The following is a 17,982-nucleotide window of genomic DNA, read 5'->3' as shown; positions in this document are numbered from 1 at the left end:
GAGCCGCGATCCTAAAGAAGGGTCGCGGCGACCAGCACCCAAAGGGTCAGTGCCGCGCCGGTAAAAAGCGCATAGAGCCCGTTCCACACCGTTCCGGCATGGCGCGCCCCGACCCCGCCCAGCGAGGCCACCAGCAGCACCGATGCCGTAAAGGGCGAGGTGTTGCCGCTGATCGCCCAGCCGCTGGTGATGGCCACCACCATGGCGGCGGGATGGAGGCCGAGGACCTCGGGCGTGGGCAGCAGGGGCACCAGCAGCGACACCGCCAGGATCGGGTTCATGCCGATCTGCCCGGTCAGCGGAATGATCCAGACCATCGCCGCCAGGATCAGCAGGGGCGGGACGGCGGTCAGATCCGGTCCATGCGCCTGCATGATCGGAACCAGCAGCCACGACCCCAGGCTGCCGATGAAACCCGCCATGAACAGCAGGATGATCTCGCCGCGATAGCCGGCCAGGTCGCGGGTGGCGAACTGGGCCGCGCGGAATCCCAGGGCTTGCAGACGCCCGTGGCCACCGGACGGCAGGATGGCCGACCAGGCCGCGGCGATCAGCGGCACAACGGTCATCACCGCCCCGGTGACGGCGACCCCGGTCGCCAGATGCAGCAGCAGGACGCCCCCCACCACGATCCCCAGCAGAACCAGCAGCGGCCGCAGCCGCCGCAGCCAGCCGTCCGTCTCGACCGGCCGGGCAGGGGGAGGCGTGGCCAGCACCGGCTTGAAGATCGAATCCTGTGCCCAGCCTATTCCCATCAGCAGGCCGGTGCTGACCAGACACAGGCCGGCCGCCGCAGGCCAGGACGCGCCCTTGACCACCGACAGGGTCACGGCCATGGACAGCGCCATCGGCGACCAGCACAAGGTCGCGGCGAAACCGCGCTGGATCGCCACCAGCATCCGCCGCAGCCGGTGCCGCCGCAGATCCGGGTCCGTTTCGCGGGCCGTGCTTTCGGCGGCCAGCGTTCCCAAAAGGGAAATCGCCCCATAAAGCAGGATCAGTCCGAACAGATGTCCCCCGGCCGTCAGGGCCAGATAGCGCCGCCCCGGAGGCTGGCGGGCCAGAAAGCGGCCGCAGTCCAGGATGTCCCGGGACCGGATGGCGACACTTCGCAGAGCGGACAACGCCGTGAACAGCGCAATGATGAAACCGCCGCGCGACAGGGCCGTCAGCGCCGCCGCCGCCCAGTCGTCGCGTGTTGCGGCCGCCCACAGGGTCAGGGCGATTCCCACCGCGACAAAGGCCAGCCGCGACAACGGCGCAGACAGCGAAAACAGCGCCAAGGCTGGCAGCAGCAATCCGGCAGCCGCCAGCGCCAGCCTTGGATCGGCATCGTACTGATGTAGGATCGTCACCAGCAGGGCAAGGCCGGTCAGGATGCCGCCGATGCGGGCGCTGAGGGGGGGCATGTCGCGAATCCCGTGTCAGGATGGACTTGCCATAACGCCGGACTGCACGATGCGCAATTCGTCAGCCGCCCGCGACAAAGGGCAGGCGATAGCTGATCGCCTCGGCCAGATGCGGCGCCCGGACGGCGGCGGATCCCGCCAGATCGGCAATAGTGCGCGCGGTGCGAAGGATGCGGTGATAGCCCCGCGCGGTCAGGCCCAGCCGTTCGGACGCCTTCAGGATCAGCGCTCGGCCTTCGTCATCAGGCGTGGCGATCCGGTCCAGAAGTCCGCCCGAGGCCTCGGCATTGACGCGTACCTGCGGATGGTCGCGGAACCGCGCCGCCTGCACATCCCGCGCCGCCGCGACCCGAACCGCCACCTGGGCCGAAGTTTCACCGCCCGAGGGCAGTTCCAGGTCCATGAAGCTCACCGCCGGAACCTCGAGCCGCAGATCGAAGCGGTCCATCAGCGGGCCCGAGATCTTGCCCATGTAATCGCCTCCGCAGCTCGGCGCGCGCGAACAGGCGCGGGCGGCGTCCGCCAGATAGCCGCAGCGGCAGGGATTGGCGGCGGCCACCAGCAGGAACCGGCAAGGATAGCGGATATGGGCATTGGCGCGGGCCACCACGACCTCGCCCGTCTCGATGGGCTGGCGCAGGGTTTCCAGAACCTGCCGGGGGAATTCGGGGAATTCATCCATGAACAGGATACCGTTATGGGCCAGGCTGATTTCGCCCGGTCTGGCGCCGCGCCCGCCGCCGACGATGGCCGCCATGGACGCGGTGTGGTGCGGTTCGCGGAACGGCGCACGGCGGGAAATGCCGCCATCGTCCAGGGTGCCCGCAAGCGAATGGATCATCGAGGTTTCCAGCGCCTCGGCCGGGGCCAGCGGCGGCATCAGGCCGGGCAGGCGGGCGGCCAGCATGGACTTGCCCGCGCCGGGCGGGCCGACCATCAGCAGGTGATGGCGTCCCGCAGCGGCGATTTCCAGCGCGCGCTTGGCGCGTTCCTGGCCCTTGACCTCGGACAGGCAGCCGCCGGTGATCGCGCCGTCGATCATGCCGGGTCGCGCGCGGGCGATGGGGGTGCGGTCGGTCAGATGGTCGATCACCTCGCGCAGCGTGGCGGGGGCCAGCACCGGGACGGCATCGACCCAGGCAGCCTCGGGGCCGCAGGGACGGGGGCAGATCAGCGCCCTGTCATCCTCGGCCGCCGCCATCGCGGCCGGCAGGGCGCCCGCCACCGACACCAGCCGCCCGTCGAGTGCAAGTTCGCCAAGCGCCACGCAGCGCGACAGTTCATCGGCAGGAATGATTTCAATCGCGGCCAGGATTGCCAATGCGATGGGCAGGTCGAAATGCGACCCTTCCTTGGGCATGTCGGCGGGTGACAGGTTCACGGTCAGGCGGCGGTTCGGCATGGCAATGGCCAGCGCGCCGAAGGCCGCCTTGACGCGTTCGCGCGCCTCGCTCACGGCCTTGTCGGGCAGGCCCACGATGGCGAAACCGGGCAAGCCGGCTGCCACGGAACACTGAACCTCGACCAGCCGCGCCTCGATGCCCTCGAACGCGACCGAATAGGCGATCGCGACCATGCTGCCTCCTTCGTCTGGAAAATGGTTAACGCCACCGGCTTAAGGAATGATTAACGCGGACGCTTGCTTGCGGCAAAAGGGGGCGGGGGCTATGTGGGGGCCATGAACCGTCACCGGCAGGAAAGGGTCAAGATGAACGGCAAGCGCATCCTTCTGATCGTCGGAGGCGGCATTGCGGCCTTCAAGGTGCCGCATCTGATCCGTCTGCTGCGGGCCGAGGGCGCGGCCGTCACGCCGGTTCTGACACGGGCGGGCGCCCAGTTCACCACGCCCATGACCCTGTCGGTGCTGGCCGGAGAGGCCGTGCATGACGATCTGTGGAATATCGCGGCCGAGGCCGAGATCGGCCATATCCAACTGTCGCGCAGGGCGGATCTGGTGGTCGTGGCGCCGGCCACGGGGGATCTGCTGGCGAAGATGGCGCAGGGACTGGCGGACGATCTGGCATCCACGCTGCTGCTGGCGACGGACAAGCGCGTGCTTGTCGCCCCGGCCATGAACGTGCGCATGTGGCACCATCCGGCGACGCAGCGCAACCTGCGCCTGCTCCGCGACGATGGCATCCTGTTCGTGGGTCCCGAGGATGGCGACATGGCCTGCGGCGAATACGGCACGGGCCGGATGTCGGAACCCGAGGCGATCCTGGCCGCGATCCGCGAGGAACTGTCCCCGACCGCGCCGCTGAAGTTGCTGCCCGAGGCTCAGGTTCGGTCGGGCCTGCTGGCCGACAGGCACATCATCGTGACCTCGGGGCCGACGCACGAACCCATTGATCCTGTCCGCTATATCGCCAACCGGTCGTCGGGCGCGCAGGGAACCGCCCTGGCGGCGGCATTGCGCGATCTGGGTGCGCGGGTCAGTTTCATCACCGGCCCTGCCGAGGTGCCCCCGCCCGACGGTGTCGCGGTGATCCGCGTCCAGACGGCCCGGCAGATGCGCGACGCGGTCGAAGCCGCCCTGCCTGCCGATGCGGCGGTGATGGCCGCAGCGGTGGCGGACTGGCGGGTCAGGAACGCGTCCGCCCGCAAGATGAAGAAAGACGGCTCTGGCAAGCCGCCGTTGCTGGAGATGACGGAGAATCCCGACATCCTGGCCTGGATCAGCCAACTCGAGGCGCATCGCCCGCGCCTGGTGGTCGGCTTTGCTGCCGAAACCGACGACGTTCTTGGCCACGCCACGGCCAAGCGGCTGCGCAAGGGCTGCGACTGGATCGTCGCCAATGACGTGAGCGAAGGCACAGGGATCATGGGAGGGCCTGAAAACGCCGTGACGGTCATTACCCCCGATGGCGCCGAGGAATGGCCGCGCATGGCCAAGGAAGCCGTGGCCCGCAGACTGGCCCAGAAGATGGCGGACGCGCTGGCATGAGAACCTATCTGGACTGGAACGCCACCACCCCCCTGCGCGCCGAGGCCAAGGCCGCGATGCATGATGCCATGGACCTTGTCGGCAACCCGTCCTCGGTCCATGCCGAGGGACGCGCGGCCAAGATGGCGATGGAGCAGGCGCGCGAACAGATCGCCACGGCCCTGGGGGCGGATGGCGCCGAGGTGATCTTCACCTCGGGCACGACCGAGGCGGCAGCCATGGTTCTGGCGGGGCGCAACGTTCAGTGCGCGCCGGTCGAACACAGCGCGATCAAGGCATGGTGCACGGCCGACCTGCCCGTGGACGGCGACGGTATCGTGACGGTGCCCGACCCCGCGCGCGCCAGTCTGCAACTGGCCAACAACGAAACAGGCGTTGTGCAGGCCCTGCCGCAGGGCCTGGGGTCCAGCGACCTGACGCAGGCATTCGGCAAGATCCCCCTGGCGTTCAACTGGCTGGGCATCACGGCGGGGTTCGTCAGCGCGCACAAGCTGGGCGGGCCCAAGGGGGTCGGTGCGCTGATCCTGCGCCAGGGCTCCGAGGTCGAGGCCATGATCCGGGGCGGCGGACAGGAAAGGGGCCGTCGCGGCGGGACCGAGAACCTGATCGGCATCCTGGGATTTGCCGCCGCGGCCGTGGCGGCGCAACGCGATCTGGACTCTGGCCTGTGGGACGAGGTTGCCGCCCGGCGCGATGCCTTGGAGGACCGCCTGCTGGCCGCGGCGCCCGGCGCAATGATTGCCGGAAAGGGCGCAAGACGCTTGCCGAACACCACCTGCCTTCTTACATCGGGCTGGAAGGGTGAAACCCAGGTCATGCAGATGGATCTGGCCGGCTTTGCGATTTCGGCGGGCTCGGCCTGTTCTTCGGGCAAGGTCCGTGCCAGCGGCGTGCTGCAAGCCATGGGGTTCGACGATAAGGCCGCGCAATCGGCAATCCGGATTTCGATAAGCCCGTCTATGGGCGACGATCAGGTGAACCGATTTGCGGATGCATGGGAAAGCGCGTATTCACGCTGGCGCGAACGGAATGGCTAGGTGCCGACCCGGCCAATGGAAGGACAAAGGATGAACGCAACCATCGATCTTGACGTGCGCGAGGGTGTCGACCGCGAAACGGTTGAAACCGTGCAGAACATGGGCAGCTATAAATACGGCTGGGATACCGAGATCGAGATGGACTATGCCCCCAAGGGGCTGAACGAAGACATTGTCCGCCTGATTTCGCAAAAGAACGACGAACCGGAATGGATGCTGGACTGGCGGCTAGAGGCGTTCCGCCGCTGGCAGACCATGACCGAGCCGCGCTGGGCGATGCTGAACTATCCGGTCATCGACTATCAGGACCAGTATTACTATGCCCGCCCGAAAAGCATGGAGATCAAGCCCAGGTCCCTGGACGAGGTCGATCCCAAGCTGCTGGCAACCTATGAAAAGCTGGGCATCCCGCTGAAGGAGCAGATGATCCTGGCGGGCGTCGAGGGCGCCGAGGATGCCCCCGCCGAGGGCCGCCGGGTGGCCGTCGATGCCGTGTTCGATTCCGTGTCCGTGGGCACGACGTTCAAGGACGAGCTGGCCAAGGCGGGGGTGATCTTCTGTTCGATCTCCGAGGCGATCCGAGAGCATCCGGACCTGGTGAAGAAATATCTGGGCAGCGTCGTGCCGCAGTCCGACAATTTCTTTGCCACGCTGAACAGCGCGGTGTTTTCGGACGGGTCGTTCGTCTATGTCCCCAAGGGCGTGAAATGCCCGATGGAGCTGTCCACCTATTTCCGCATCAACGCGGAAAACACCGGCCAGTTCGAACGCACGCTTATCATTGCCGATCAAGGATCTTACGTCAGCTATCTCGAAGGCTGCACGGCGCCCAAGCGCGACACGAACCAGCTTCATGCCGCGGTCGTGGAAATCGTGATCCTGCAAGACGCCGAGGTAAAGTACTCGACCGTCCAGAACTGGTTCCCCGGCGACGAGAACGGCAAGGGCGGCATCTACAACTTTGTCACCAAGCGCGCCGACTGCCGCGAGGCGCGGGCCAAGGTGATGTGGACGCAGGTGGAAACCGGATCGGCGATCACCTGGAAATACCCGTCCTGCATCCTGCGCGGCGACGAATCCCAGGGCGAGTTCTATTCGATCGCCATCGCCAACAACTGGCAGCAGGCCGATACCGGCACCAAGATGATCCATCTTGGCAAGAACACCCGGTCGCGCATTGTTTCAAAAGGGATTTCGGCGGGCCATGCGCAGAACACCTATCGCGGGCTGGTATCGATGCATCCGCGCGCCACGAACAGCCGCAACTATACCCAGTGCGACAGCCTGCTGATCGGCGACAAGTGCGGGGCGCATACCGTGCCCTATATCGAGGTCAAGAACACCAGTAGCCGCGTCGAACACGAGGCCACGACCAGCAAGGTCGATGACGACCAGTTGTTCTATTGCCGCAGCCGCGGCATGGACGAGGAGGAGGCCGTGGCCCTGGTCGTCAACGGCTTCTGCCGCGAGGTCTTGCAGGCGCTGCCGATGGAATTCGCCATGGAGGCACAGTCGCTGGTCGCCATTTCGCTGGAAGGCTCGGTAGGGTAAAATGAGTATCAATAGGAATGCGGCACAAGCCTCGCAATTCGTCGTTGTTAGTGAACAGCGTAAGCTCCCACAGTCCGAACAAGATGTTGGGACAGTGGAAATCAAAACATATATTTTTGAGCCATCAACAACGATAGCTGATGTGTTTAAGAAGCTCTTTGAGAATGCAAAAGGCTTTCACTGGAGCAATACGCTTGATCGCATTTCAATCTATCCAGATGAAAACACAGTGCCAGAAGATGAAATGATTACATCAGTTCGCGATCGTCGTACGGATAATAAAGATCCTTTTGGATTCGACGGAATATCTGGTGTGCAAGACAAGGGAAAATAAGATGCTGAAAATCGACAACTTGCACGTCAAGCTTGAGGAAGAAGACAAGCAGATCCTGAAGGGTCTGTCGCTGGAGGTTCCGGCCGGTCAGGTCCATGCCATCATGGGGCCGAACGGGTCGGGCAAATCCACCCTGTCCTATGTCCTGTCGGGCCGCGACGGATATGTCGTCACCGAGGGCACGGCCACGCTGGACGGCGACAGCCTGCTGGACATGGAGCCCGAGGAACGCGCCGCCGCCGGCCTGTTCCTGGCCTTTCAGTATCCGGTCGAAATTCCCGGCGTGGGCAACATGACCTTTCTGCGCACCGCCCTGAATGCGCAGCGCAAGGCGCGCGGGCAGGACGAACTGTCATCGGGCGATTTCCTGAAACTGGTGCGCGCCAAGGCCGCCGACCTGCAGATCAGCCCGGACATGCTGAAGCGCCCGGTCAATGTGGGCTTTTCGGGCGGCGAGAAAAAGCGCAACGAGATCCTGCAGATGGCCATGCTGGAACCGCGCATGTGCATCATGGACGAAACGGATTCGGGACTGGACGTGGATGCGATGCGGCTGGTGTCCGATGGCGTGAACGCCCTGCGTTCGCCCGACCGCAGCTTTCTGGTCATCACCCACTATCAGCGGCTGCTGAATCACATCCAGCCCGATGTCGTGCACATCATGGCCGATGGCCGGATCGTCACATCCGGCGGGCCGGAACTGGCCCTGCAGGTCGAGCAAGAAGGCTATGGCGACCTGCTGGCGGAGGCCCGCTGATGGCGGACACGGCAATCAGGACCAAGGACCAGACCCCGACGATCGAGGGGATGGCCGAGGGGATGGCAAAACCTGCCGGGGCGCTCGACGCCCGCCTGGCGGCGCTGAACCTGCCGCAGCAGGGCGGGTTTTCGGCGCGGGCGCGTCAGGATGCCCTGGGACGGCTGCGCGCCATGGGACTGCCTGGTCCGCGCGACGAATACTGGCGCTATACCGACCCGCGCGGCTTCAACGCTCCGGTGCCCCAGGCGCTGCCGATCCCCCATGCCGATGAAACACCGCTGTTCGATGGTCTGGACAAGCTGACGCTGGTGTTCGTGGACGGGGCGTTCGACGAGGCGGCGTCGGACGATCTTGCCCTGGACGGGGTCGAGATCGCGACACTGGCGCAGGCCGATACGGTCGGAAGCTGGGCGGCGGACCTGTATGGCGTGCTGGAATCCGCAGGCCAGACCCCGGTCAAGCGGCCCTTTGCGGCCCTGAACACGGCGGCGGCGCGTGACGGTGTGCTGATCCGCGTCACCCGGACCCCTTCCAGGCCGATCCATGTGGTGCATCGGCGCGGCGCGACCGATGCCGACGCGATGTGGCACCACGTGATCCGGGTCGAACAGGGCGCCGAACTGACCCTGCTGGAAACCGGCATGTCGGGTGCCCGGTCGAACGGCGTGATCGAGGTGGACGTGGCCAGGGGCGGCAAGTTCCATCATGTCGCGTCCAAGCGCGCGGTGGACCCCAAGGTCGGCATCAGCCATGTTTTCGCCCGTATCGCGTCGCAGGCGCAGTTCAAGTCCTTTACCCTGTCGGTCAACGGCACGGTGATGCGCAACGAGGCGGTGATCGACATCGCCGGTGACGATGCCGTGGCCCATATCGCGGCGGCGGTTCTGGGCGATGGCGAACAGGCGCCGTTCCATCACGACGATACCGTATTCATCACCCATGGGGCCGAACGCTGCGAAAGCCGCCAGGTGTTCAAGAAGGTTTTGAAGAACGGCGCGACCGGCGTGTTCCAGGGCAAGATCCTGGTCAAGCCCGGCGCGCAAAAGACCGATGGCTATCAGATCAGCCAGGCGCTGCTGCTTGACGAACGCAGCCAGTTTCTGGCAAAGCCGGAGCTGGAGATCTATGCCGACGACGTGAAATGCTCTCACGGTTCGACCACCGGCGCGATCGACGACGAGGCGCTGTTCTATCTGCGTTCGCGCGGGGTTCCGCGTGAAAGGGCCATCGTGTTTCTGGTCCTGTCCTTTCTGGCCGACGCCTTGGCCGAGGTCGAGGACGAGGGGCTTCGCGACCGAATCTATGAACGGCTTGACGTGTGGCTGACGCTGAACGCGGTGCATTAAGGGCAGCGCCGGGGGGCATCGTTCCCCGCGTGCTGCAAAGCTGGTGGGCCCCGCGCCGGGTGGTGCGGGGTCTTTCCGCCATGCCGGAAGGGGCCAAGCTGGCTGTTCTCATGGCGGCCATGCTCATCCTTCTGCTTGCGCAGGCTCCGGCCAATATGCGCATGGCGCAACTGGACCCGTCCGTCCCGTTCGAGGCCCGCATGGGCGGCGCCCTGCTGGCGGTCATGTTCATGCTGCCGATTCTTGCCTATGCCTTTGCCGGTCTGGTATCGCTTCTGTCGCGCCTGACCCCCTGGCGCCTGAGCCCGGAAGATTCGCGGCTTGCGCTGTTTTGGGCACTGCTGGCGGTTGCGCCGGCGATGCTGCTGGCCGGACTGGTCGCGGGTCTGATCGGTCCCGGACCGGCCCTGACCGTGGTGCAGGTTGTGTGCGGAGCCGGCTTTCTGGCGATTTGGGGGGCCGGTCTTGCGGCTCTGTCGAGGCAAAGATGACGTTTGACGCATTCAAGGGCCTGATCGGTCTGTCCTTCCGTGATCCCGCGCAGGCGGCACGGACCCTGATCGGTCAGAACTGGCCAATCCAGGCCCGCTGGATGGCGCTTCTGGCGTCGGTGTCGGTTTCCGCGATCCTGACTTGGATCGCAGCCTCGCTCTTCTCGACCCCGCCCGCGACAGGAACCGATGGCGTCATGCTGGTTCAGCAGCCGATCGCCCTGGCGGTGACGCAGATGGGCGCCATCGTGCTGGCCGCCGGGCTGATGTCCGGCGCGGGCCGTCTGTTCGGTGGCACCGGCACGTTCATGGATGCGCTGCTGCTGACCGTCTGGATCGAGATCCTGCTGCTGCTGGTCCAGATTCTGCAGCTTGGGGTTGCCCTGATCCTGCCCGGAATGGCGGGCTTGCTGGGCATTGCCGCCATTGTCCTGTTCCTGTGGTTGACCGTGCAGTTCACCAAGGCGTTGCACGGTTTCCAGAACGGGCTGAAAGTTGCCCTGGGGCTGATAGCAACCGTGTTTGTCGCAGGCTTTGTCTTGTCGCTGTTCGCAGCCTCGTTGGGAATCCTGCCGGAGATGCCGCAATGAGCTTTGATGTCACCGCTGTCCGCGCCGATTTCCCGATCCTGTCGCGGCAGGTCAACAATCGCCCGCTGGTCTATCTGGACAGCGGCGCCAGCGCGCAAAAGCCGCGCCAGGTGATCGAGGCCGTCACCCGCGCCTATGAAGCCGAATACGCCAATGTCCACCGGGGCCTGCACTTTCTGTCGAACCTGGCGACCGACAATTACGAACGCGTCCGCGCTACCATCGCCCGCTTCCTGAACGCCCCGCACGAGGACGAGGTGATCTTCACCAGCGGCTCGACCGAGGGGATCAACCTGGTCAGCTATGGCTGGGCCGCACCGCGTTTGCAGGCGGGGGATGAAATCGTGCTGTCGGTGCTGGAACATCATGCCAACATTGTGCCCTGGCATTTCCTGCGCGAACGGCAGGGGGTGGTGCTGAAATGGGTCGAGCCGGAACCGGACGGATCGCTGCCGCCGGAAAAGGTGCTGGCGGCTGTCGGGCCAAAGACCAGGCTGATCGCCGTGACCCATATGTCGAACGTGACCGGCACCATCGTCGATGTCGGCGCCATCGCGCGGGGCACCGACGTGCCGGTGCTGGCCGATGGGTCGCAGGCGGCGGTCCACATGCCGGTCGATCTGGCGGCGCTTGGGGTCGATTTCTATTGCATCACCGGACACAAGCTTTACGGCCCCTCGGGGTCGGGCGCGATGTGGATCCGCCGCGAACGGCAGGCCGAGATGCGCCCCTTCCTGGGTGGCGGCGACATGATCCGCACGGTAACGCGCGACGCCGTCGACTATACCGATCCCCCCCTGCGGTTCGAGGCAGGGACACCCGGCATCGTCAACCAGATCGGCCTGGGCGCGGCCCTGGAATACCTGATGGCCCTGGGGATGGACAACATTGCCGTTCACGAACGGGCCTTGCGCGATTATGCCCGCGACCGGCTGCGCAGCCTCAACTGGCTGCAGGTCCAGGGCGATGCGCCGGACAAGGGCGCGATCTTTTCGATGACCATGCAGGGCGCCCATGCCCACGACCTGTCCACCATTCTGGACAAGCGCGGCATCGCCGTGCGTGCGGGTAGCCATTGCGCCATGCCGCTGATGGAGTTCTTTGGGGTTACCGCCAGCGCGCGGGCATCCTTTGCGATGTACAATACAACGGCAGAAGTGGACGCATTGGTCGAAGGATTGACCTTCTGCCGCGACCTTTTCGCCTGAATCTTGCAAAGATCAGCACCTCCGCCGAAGATCGTGCGATAATCCTTGAAGGGCTTTCGGAATGTCTGCATCCCTGACCCGACAGCGGTCAGGGCAAGGCTATGGCAGAGATTCTGGTTCTGGGTGCGGGCATGGTCGGCGTCACGACCGGGCTAGCCTTGCAGGCGCGGGGCCATCAGGTCGTGATCGTCGAACGCGGCGTGCCGGGGCGCGAAACCAGCTATGGCAACGCCGGCCTGATCCAGACCGAGGCCGTGGAACCCTATGCCATGCCGTTGGCGCCCGGTGCGCTGATCCAGATCGCGCTTGGCCGGGGATACGATGTGAAGTGGAACGTCCCGGGCCTGTTGTCGCAGGTGAGCGCGGTCTGGACTTATGCCCTCAACTCCCTGCCGGCAGGGCACAGGCGTGCGACGCTGACCTGGGGCAGGCTGATCCGCCAGTCCACGGACCGGCACGCGCCGCTGATCGCGGCGGCAGGTGCCGACACCCTCATCCGCCGCGATGGCTATATAGAGCTGCATCGCACCCCCGCCGGGATGGAAAGGGCCCGCATCACCGCCCGGCGTTTCCGGGATGACTTCGGGGTCGAGGCAAGGCTGCTGGATGGCCGGGCCCTGCGCGCCCTGGAACCCGCCATCAGGATCGAGGTCGAGGGCGCGACCCATTGGTCTGATACCTGGGCCTGTTCCGATCCCGGCGGGCTGGTGGCCGCCTATGCCAGCCTGTTCGAACGCCGGGGCGGGCGGATCGTCAACGGCGATGCGGGCGACCTGCACCGCGCGGGCAGCGGCTGGCGCGTGGATGAGACGACGGGCGAACATGCCGTGGTGGCGCTTGGCCCCTGGTCGCCGATGCTGCTGCAACGCTTCGGTCTGACCGTGCCCATGGTCTTCAAGCGCGGCTATCACCGCCATTACCGCATCCAGAGGCCGCCCCATCATCCGATCGCGGACTTCGACAACTCGGTGGTGCTGTCGCCGATGCGGCGGGGCCTGCGCATCGCCACGGCCGCCGAACTGACCCGCCACCCCCGGCTGACCCCGCCGCAGTTGAAACACGGCGAAAAGGCCGCGCGCGAGCTGTTCGACATCGGTGCCCCGGTCGAGGCCGAGCCCTGGACCGGCCGCCGCCCCTGCATCCCCGACATGCTGCCGGCGGTCGGCCGCGTTCCCGACCAGCCGAACCTGTGGGCGCATTTCGGCCATGGCCATCAGGGCTTTACGCTTGGCCCTGTGACGGCGGAGATCCTGGCCGACGAAATGGATGGCGGGCAGGGCTGGGCGGAAATGAATCCCGCCCGCTTCAAGCGGTAAGGCGCTGCGTTCCGCCGGCTGGCGGTTGACTTTCGCGCGGCAGGACACACCTTCAGGGTTCTGCCGACAGAAGGTGCCTGATGGGTCACAACAACACGAACGCGCCGGTCGCGCGCCCTCTCGAAGTCACCCGTCCCAAGCTGGAGGGCGGGCGGCGGTTTGTGCTGAAAACCGACTTCGAACCCGCAGGCGACCAGCCCACCGCGATTGCCGAGTTGACCCAGGGCGTTCAGGCAGGCGAACGCGATCAGGTTCTGCTGGGGGCAACCGGCACCGGCAAGACCTTTACCATGGCCAAGGTGATCGAGGCGACGCAGCGCCCCGCCATCATCCTGGCGCCCAACAAGACGCTGGCAGCCCAGCTTTACGGCGAGTTCAAGGGTTTCTTTCCCGACAACGCGGTCGAATACTTCGTCAGCTACTACGACTATTACCAGCCCGAAGCCTATGTGCCGCGGAGCGATACCTATATCGAGAAGGAATCGCAGATCAACGAGGCCATCGACCGGATGCGCCATTCGGCCACCCGCGCGCTGCTGGAACGCGACGACGTGATCATCGTAGCCTCGGTCAGTTGCATCTATGGCATCGGGTCGGTCGAAACCTATTCGGCCATGACGCAGGACATGGTGGTGGGCGACAGCTATGACCAGCGAGAATTCCTGTCCCAGCTTGTCGCCCAGCAATATCGCCGTCTGGACGCTGCGTTTCAGCGCGGCGGGTTCCGGGTGCGCGGCGACGTGGTCGAGGTCTGGCCCGCCCACCTCGAGGATCGCGCCTGGCGGTTCGACTTCTTCGGCAACGAACTGGAGGCGATCACCGAATTCGATCCCCTGACCGGCGCCAAGACCGACAACTTCCGCCAGATCCGCATTTATGCCAACAGCCACTACGTCACGCCGCGACCCACGCTCCAGCAGGCCGTCAAGGGCATCAAGGCGGAATTGCAGGGGCGGCTGAAGCAACTGGTGGACGAAGGCAAGCTGCTGGAGGCACAGCGGCTGGAACAGCGCACCAATTTCGACATCGAGATGCTGGAGGCCACCGGCGTGTGCAATGGCATCGAGAACTACAGCCGCTACCTGACCGGGCGCGCACCGGGCGAGCCGCCCCCCACGCTGTTCGAATTCATCCCCGACAACGCCATCGTCTTTGCCGACGAAAGCCACGTCAGCGTGCCGCAGATCGGCGGCATGTATCGCGGCGACTTCCGGCGCAAGTTCACGCTGGCCGAACACGGCTTCCGCCTGCCAAGCTGCATGGACAACCGGCCCCTGAAGTTCGAGGAATGGGACGCCATGCGGCCCCAATCGGTCTTTGTCAGCGCCACCCCCGCGCAATGGGAGATGGACCAGACCGGCGGGGTGTTCACCGAACAGATCATCCGCCCCACTGGCCTGCTGGACCCGCAGATCGAGATCCGCCCGGTCGAGATGCAGGTGGACGACTTGCTGGACGAGATCCGCAAGGTCAGCAAGGCAGGCCTGCGGACGCTGGTCACGACGCTGACCAAGCGCATGGCCGAGGATCTGACCGAGTATTTTCACGAACAGGGCATCCGCATCCGCTATATGCACAGCGACATCGACACGATCGAGCGGATCGAGATCCTGCGCGACCTGCGGCTGGGGGCCTTCGACGTGCTGGTCGGCATCAACCTCCTGCGCGAGGGGCTGGACATTCCCGAATGCGGTCTGGTGGCCATTCTGGACGCCGACAAGGAAGGCTTCCTGCGCTCTGAGACCAGTCTCATCCAGACCATCGGCCGGGCGGCGCGGAACGTGGAAGGGCGGGTGATCCTGTATGCCGACAGCATCACCGGCAGCATGGAACGCGCCATGGCGGAAACCGAACGCCGCCGCCAGAAACAGATGGCCTATAACCTGGAACATGGCATCACCCCCCAGACCGTCCGCAAGAATGTCGAGGACGTGCTGGCGGGCCTGTGGCAGGGCGACACCGATCAGGCGCGCGTCACCGCCAGGCTGGACCGCCCGATGGTCGGCGCGAATCTTCAGGCGCATCTGGATGCGTTGCGCAATCAGATGCGCAAGGCCGCCGAGAATCTGGAATTCGAGGAGGCCGCCCGCATCCGCGACGAGGTGAAACGCCTTGAGGCCGTGGAGCTTGCGGTGGCCGACGATCCGCTGGCCCGGCAGTCGGTGATCGAGGAGGCCGCCGACGAGGCGGTCAAGGCTTCGGGCCGGTCCACCGCGGGGCGGGCCGGTCAGCGCGGCGGGAACAAGCGGTCCAAGCGGCGGCGGTAACTGGTGCTTGATGCGCGGCGGGCTAAAGCGTAACCAGCCCTGCATGAGAGTTCTGTTTCTTGGTGACGTGATGGGGCGTGCCGGCCGGCGCGCGATCGTGGAACGGCTGGCGCCCCTGCGGGGACGCCTCAGGGCGGATCTGGTGGTGGTGAATGCCGAAAATGCCAGCGGCGGCCGGGGCTGCACGGCGGGACATGCACAGCTTTTGCTGGAATCGGGCGCCGACTGCCTGACGCTGGGTGACCATGCCTTTGACCAAAAGGACATGCTGGCCTTTGCGGACCGCGAACCGCGCGTCATCCGGCCCCTAAACTATGCCAGGGAGGCACCCGGCAGGGGCAGCGCCATCATCAGCGACGCGCGCGGGCGCAAGCTGCTGGTGACGCAGGCACTGGGCCAGGTGTTCATGTCCCGGCCCTATGACGACCCCTTCTCGGCCCTGGATGGCGTCCTGCGCGCCCATCCGCCCGGTGGCATGGTGCAGGCCGCGCTTGTCGATATCCATGCCGAGGCCACCAGCGAAAAGATGGCCGTCGGGCATTTCTGCGACGGGCGGGCCAGCGGTGTCGTGGGCACCCATACCCATGTCCCGACCGCCGACGCGCAGATTTTGCCGCGCGGGACAGCCTATCAGTCCGATGCCGGCATGTGTGGCGACTATGACAGCGTCATCGGCATGGACAAGGCCGAGCCCTTGCGCCGCTTCATCACCGGAATGCCCCGCGACCGCTTTTCCCCGGCCGAGGGCGAGGCCACCCTGTCGGGCGCCGTGATCGTCACCGACGACCGGACCGGACGCGCCACCGCCATCGAACCCGTCCGCGACGGGGGCAGGCTGGCCCAGACCCATCCCGCGCCCGTCTGACGGCGGCTTTCGCTTGCGGCACGCCGGAGAACAATTCTACATCCGCCCTGAACGGCCGGGAATCGGCGGATCGACAGGAACATCATGCTGGGAATCGAGCTGACCGGAACGAACGCGGCCGTTGCGATGCTGGTGGTGGTCACGATCACCTTTGTCCAGTTCATCCGCGAAAAACAGCCCCCCGAGGTCGTGGCCATCGGTGCGGTGGCTGTCCTGCTGGTGCTGGGATTGCTGCCCTTCGAGAGCGCGGCAGGCGTTCTGTCGAACGCGGCGCCCTGGACCATCGCCTTCATGTTTCTGATCACCGGGGGGTTGGTCAGAACAGGCGCACTGGACATGATGTCCCGCCTGATCATGGCGCGCGCCACCGGCAGTCCCCTGGTCACGCTATGCGCCCTGTTCGGCTTCGTGATCGTCGCGTCGGCCGTGATGAACAACACGCCGGTTGTCGCGGTCATGATCCCCATCTTCATCCAGCTTGCCGCGCAACTGAAGATGCCTGCATCCAAGATGCTGATTCCGCTTAGCTATTTTACCATCCTGGGGGGGATGATAACGCTTATCGGAACGTCGACCAACCTGCTGGTGGACGGGGTGGCCCGCGAACACGGAATGGAGCCCTTTGGCATTTTCGAGATCGCCCCGGTCGGTATCGCCGTCACTCTGGCGGGGATCGCCTATTTTGCGCTGCTGGGCAGGCATCTGTTGCCGGACCGGACCTCTCTGGCCGGGTTTCTGGGCGCGCGGCGGGGAATGAAGTATTTTACGGAACTGGCGGTTCCGCAGGATTCCAGCCTTGTCGGGCAAAAGGCGGTCGAGGTTTCGTTGTTCAAGCGCGAGGCGGTCCGCCTGATCGACGTGCTGCGCGGCGATCTGTCGTTGCGGCGAGAACTGACCGATGTCGTGCTGGAGCCCGGCGACCGCGTGGTGCTGCGATCCGAGATGGCCGATCTGCTGGAACTGCTGGGAAACAAGAACCTTCAGGTGGTGGACAAGCTCAGCTCGGTCGCCACCCAGACGGTCGAGGTGCTGATTTCGCCGGGCGCGCAGTTGATCGGGCGTCGGCTGGGCGACATGCGCCTGCGCCGCCGCTATGGCATCTATGTGCTGGCAGCCCACCGCCGCGACCAGAACCTGGGGCGGCAGCTTGACGATCTGGTGGTTCGCGTGGGCGATACGCTGCTGCTGGAAGGCGCGCCCGAGGATATCGCCCGGCTGGCGGCCGACATGGGCCTGGTGGATGTCAGCCGGCCCTCGATCCGTGCCTATCGCCGGGAAAAGGCGCCCATTGCCATCATTGCCTTGCTGGCGGTGGTGACGCTGGCCTCGCTGGACGTGGCGCCGATCATGGTTCTGGCCTTTCTGGCCTCCGCCGTCATCCTCATCTCGCGCTGCATAGATGCGGATGAGGCGTTTTCCTTTGTCGATGCCCGCCTGCTGGCGATGATCTTTGCCATGCTGGCCTTTGGCCAAGCGCTGGAACATACCGGCACGGTGGGACTGATCGTGGATGTTATCTCGCCCTGGCTGCTGGGTCTGCCGCCCTTCGTGACGCTGATCGCGATCTATTTTCTGGGGCTGGTGCTGACGGAAATCCTGTCGAACAACGCCGTGGCCGTTCTGCTGACGCCCATTGCCATCGCGCTGGCGGAATCGCTGGGCCACGATCCGCGGGCCTATGTGGTGGCGGTGATGTTTTCGGCGACCGTCGCCTTTGCCACCCCCATCGGCTATCAGACGCACATGATGGTCTATGGGCCGGGGGGGTATCGCTTCAGCGACTTTGTTCGCGTCGGGGTACCGTTGGACATCATCTGCGGTATCGTCGCCTGCCTGACCATTCCCCTGGTCTGGACGCTCTGAC

General features: G+C 65.4%; 15 protein-coding genes. 13 read left to right on the top strand and 2 right to left on the bottom strand.

The genetic code is table 11. The features are described 5' to 3' along the window. Window positions 1-11: 11 nt before the first annotated feature. Window positions 12-1,409, bottom strand: coding sequence for a hypothetical protein (locus EYE42_RS01685; protein ID WP_130989567.1), 1,398 nt, complete (start codon window positions 1,407-1,409; stop codon window positions 12-14). Window positions 1,410-1,470: 61 nt separating this feature from the next. After that, on the bottom strand, window positions 1,471-2,985 hold the full coding sequence (locus tag EYE42_RS01680; RefSeq protein WP_130989566.1) for a YifB family Mg chelatase-like AAA ATPase: 1,515 nt from the start codon (window positions 2,983-2,985) through the stop codon (window positions 1,471-1,473). Window positions 2,986-3,117: 132 nt separating this feature from the next. Here EYE42_RS01680 and coaBC point away from each other — a divergent pair, with 132 nt between their 5' ends. The 13 genes from coaBC (at window position 3,118) to EYE42_RS01615 (ending at window position 17,981) form a co-directional block, all read left to right on the top strand. Continuing rightward, window positions 3,118-4,353: a bifunctional phosphopantothenoylcysteine decarboxylase/phosphopantothenate--cysteine ligase CoaBC gene (coaBC, locus tag EYE42_RS01675; RefSeq protein ID WP_130989565.1), complete on the top strand. Its 1,236-nt coding sequence runs from the start codon at window positions 3,118-3,120 to the stop codon at window positions 4,351-4,353. After that, complete coding sequence (locus EYE42_RS01670) at window positions 4,350-5,390, top strand: cysteine desulfurase family protein (protein WP_130989564.1); 1,041 nt, start codon at window positions 4,350-4,352, stop codon at window positions 5,388-5,390. Before coaBC ends, EYE42_RS01670 begins: the two co-directional genes overlap by 4 nt. A gap of 30 nt (window positions 5,391-5,420) precedes the next feature. Beyond that, window positions 5,421-6,941, top strand: a complete 1,521-nt coding sequence (sufB, locus tag EYE42_RS01665) for a Fe-S cluster assembly protein SufB (RefSeq protein ID WP_130989563.1) — start codon at window positions 5,421-5,423, stop codon at window positions 6,939-6,941. A 1-nt stretch (window position 6,942) separates the two neighbouring features. Next, entirely contained in the window at window positions 6,943-7,275 is a 333-nt protein-coding gene (locus EYE42_RS01660; RefSeq protein ID WP_130989562.1) for a hypothetical protein, read from the top strand. A gap of 1 nt (window position 7,276) precedes the next feature. After that, the gene (gene sufC / locus EYE42_RS01655) at window positions 7,277-8,032 is read left to right on the top strand and encodes a Fe-S cluster assembly ATPase SufC (protein WP_130989561.1); all 756 of its coding nucleotides are present in this window, start codon (window positions 7,277-7,279) and stop codon (window positions 8,030-8,032) included. A 50-nt stretch (window positions 8,033-8,082) separates the two neighbouring features. Beyond that, window positions 8,083-9,381 (top strand): SufB/SufD family protein, encoded by a 1,299-nt coding sequence (locus EYE42_RS01650; protein WP_165455695.1) that lies wholly within the window; start codon window positions 8,083-8,085, stop codon window positions 9,379-9,381. Beyond that, a complete protein-coding gene (locus tag EYE42_RS01645; protein WP_130989559.1) occupies window positions 9,354-9,872 on the top strand; it encodes a hypothetical protein in 519 nt (172 codons plus the stop codon). The genes EYE42_RS01650 and EYE42_RS01645 overlap by 28 nt, the downstream gene beginning before the upstream one ends. Further along, entirely contained in the window at window positions 9,869-10,462 is a 594-nt protein-coding gene (locus EYE42_RS01640) for a YIP1 family protein (RefSeq protein ID WP_130989558.1), read from the top strand. Before EYE42_RS01645 ends, EYE42_RS01640 begins: the two co-directional genes overlap by 4 nt. Beyond that, window positions 10,459-11,670: a cysteine desulfurase gene (locus EYE42_RS01635; protein WP_130989557.1), complete on the top strand. Its 1,212-nt coding sequence runs from the start codon at window positions 10,459-10,461 to the stop codon at window positions 11,668-11,670. Before EYE42_RS01640 ends, EYE42_RS01635 begins: the two co-directional genes overlap by 4 nt. 101 nt (window positions 11,671-11,771) lie before the next feature. Then, complete coding sequence (locus EYE42_RS01630; RefSeq protein WP_130989556.1) at window positions 11,772-12,986, top strand: NAD(P)/FAD-dependent oxidoreductase; 1,215 nt, start codon at window positions 11,772-11,774, stop codon at window positions 12,984-12,986. Between the two features lie 80 nt (window positions 12,987-13,066). Next, window positions 13,067-15,253, top strand: a complete 2,187-nt coding sequence (gene uvrB / locus EYE42_RS01625) for an excinuclease ABC subunit UvrB (RefSeq protein ID WP_130989555.1) — start codon at window positions 13,067-13,069, stop codon at window positions 15,251-15,253. A gap of 43 nt (window positions 15,254-15,296) precedes the next feature. Continuing rightward, window positions 15,297-16,118, top strand: coding sequence for a TIGR00282 family metallophosphoesterase (locus EYE42_RS01620; RefSeq protein WP_130989554.1), 822 nt, complete (start codon window positions 15,297-15,299; stop codon window positions 16,116-16,118). A gap of 84 nt (window positions 16,119-16,202) precedes the next feature. Then, window positions 16,203-17,981, top strand: a complete 1,779-nt coding sequence (locus tag EYE42_RS01615; RefSeq protein ID WP_130989553.1) for an SLC13 family permease — start codon at window positions 16,203-16,205, stop codon at window positions 17,979-17,981. Window position 17,982 lies beyond the last annotated feature (1 nt).

Origin of the sequence: Paracoccus subflavus (genome assembly GCF_004310345.1) — a bacterium.
Classification (GTDB): Bacteria; Pseudomonadota; Alphaproteobacteria; order Rhodobacterales; family Rhodobacteraceae; genus Paracoccus; species Paracoccus subflavus.
This window is presented reverse-complemented; position numbering and strand designations above follow the sequence as displayed.

Coding starts and splice junctions, on each gene's coding strand:
- EYE42_RS01685 (WP_130989567.1), bottom strand. CDS start 1,409: ATGCCCCCCCTCAGCGCCCGCATCGGCGGCATCCTGACCGGCCTTGCC.
- EYE42_RS01680 (WP_130989566.1), bottom strand. CDS start 2,985: ATGGTCGCGATCGCCTATTCGGTCGCGTTCGAGGGCATCGAGGCGCGG.
- coaBC (WP_130989565.1), top strand. CDS start 3,118: ATGAACGGCAAGCGCATCCTTCTGATCGTCGGAGGCGGCATTGCGGCC.
- EYE42_RS01670 (WP_130989564.1), top strand. CDS start 4,350: ATGAGAACCTATCTGGACTGGAACGCCACCACCCCCCTGCGCGCCGAG.
- sufB (WP_130989563.1), top strand. CDS start 5,421: ATGAACGCAACCATCGATCTTGACGTGCGCGAGGGTGTCGACCGCGAA.
- EYE42_RS01660 (WP_130989562.1), top strand. CDS start 6,943: ATGAGTATCAATAGGAATGCGGCACAAGCCTCGCAATTCGTCGTTGTT.
- sufC (WP_130989561.1), top strand. CDS start 7,277: ATGCTGAAAATCGACAACTTGCACGTCAAGCTTGAGGAAGAAGACAAG.
- EYE42_RS01650 (WP_165455695.1), top strand. CDS start 8,083: ATGGCCGAGGGGATGGCAAAACCTGCCGGGGCGCTCGACGCCCGCCTG.
- EYE42_RS01640 (WP_130989558.1), top strand. CDS start 9,869: ATGACGTTTGACGCATTCAAGGGCCTGATCGGTCTGTCCTTCCGTGAT.
- EYE42_RS01635 (WP_130989557.1), top strand. CDS start 10,459: ATGAGCTTTGATGTCACCGCTGTCCGCGCCGATTTCCCGATCCTGTCG.
- EYE42_RS01630 (WP_130989556.1), top strand. CDS start 11,772: ATGGCAGAGATTCTGGTTCTGGGTGCGGGCATGGTCGGCGTCACGACC.
- uvrB (WP_130989555.1), top strand. CDS start 13,067: ATGGGTCACAACAACACGAACGCGCCGGTCGCGCGCCCTCTCGAAGTC.
- EYE42_RS01620 (WP_130989554.1), top strand. CDS start 15,297: ATGAGAGTTCTGTTTCTTGGTGACGTGATGGGGCGTGCCGGCCGGCGC.
- EYE42_RS01615 (WP_130989553.1), top strand. CDS start 16,203: ATGCTGGGAATCGAGCTGACCGGAACGAACGCGGCCGTTGCGATGCTG.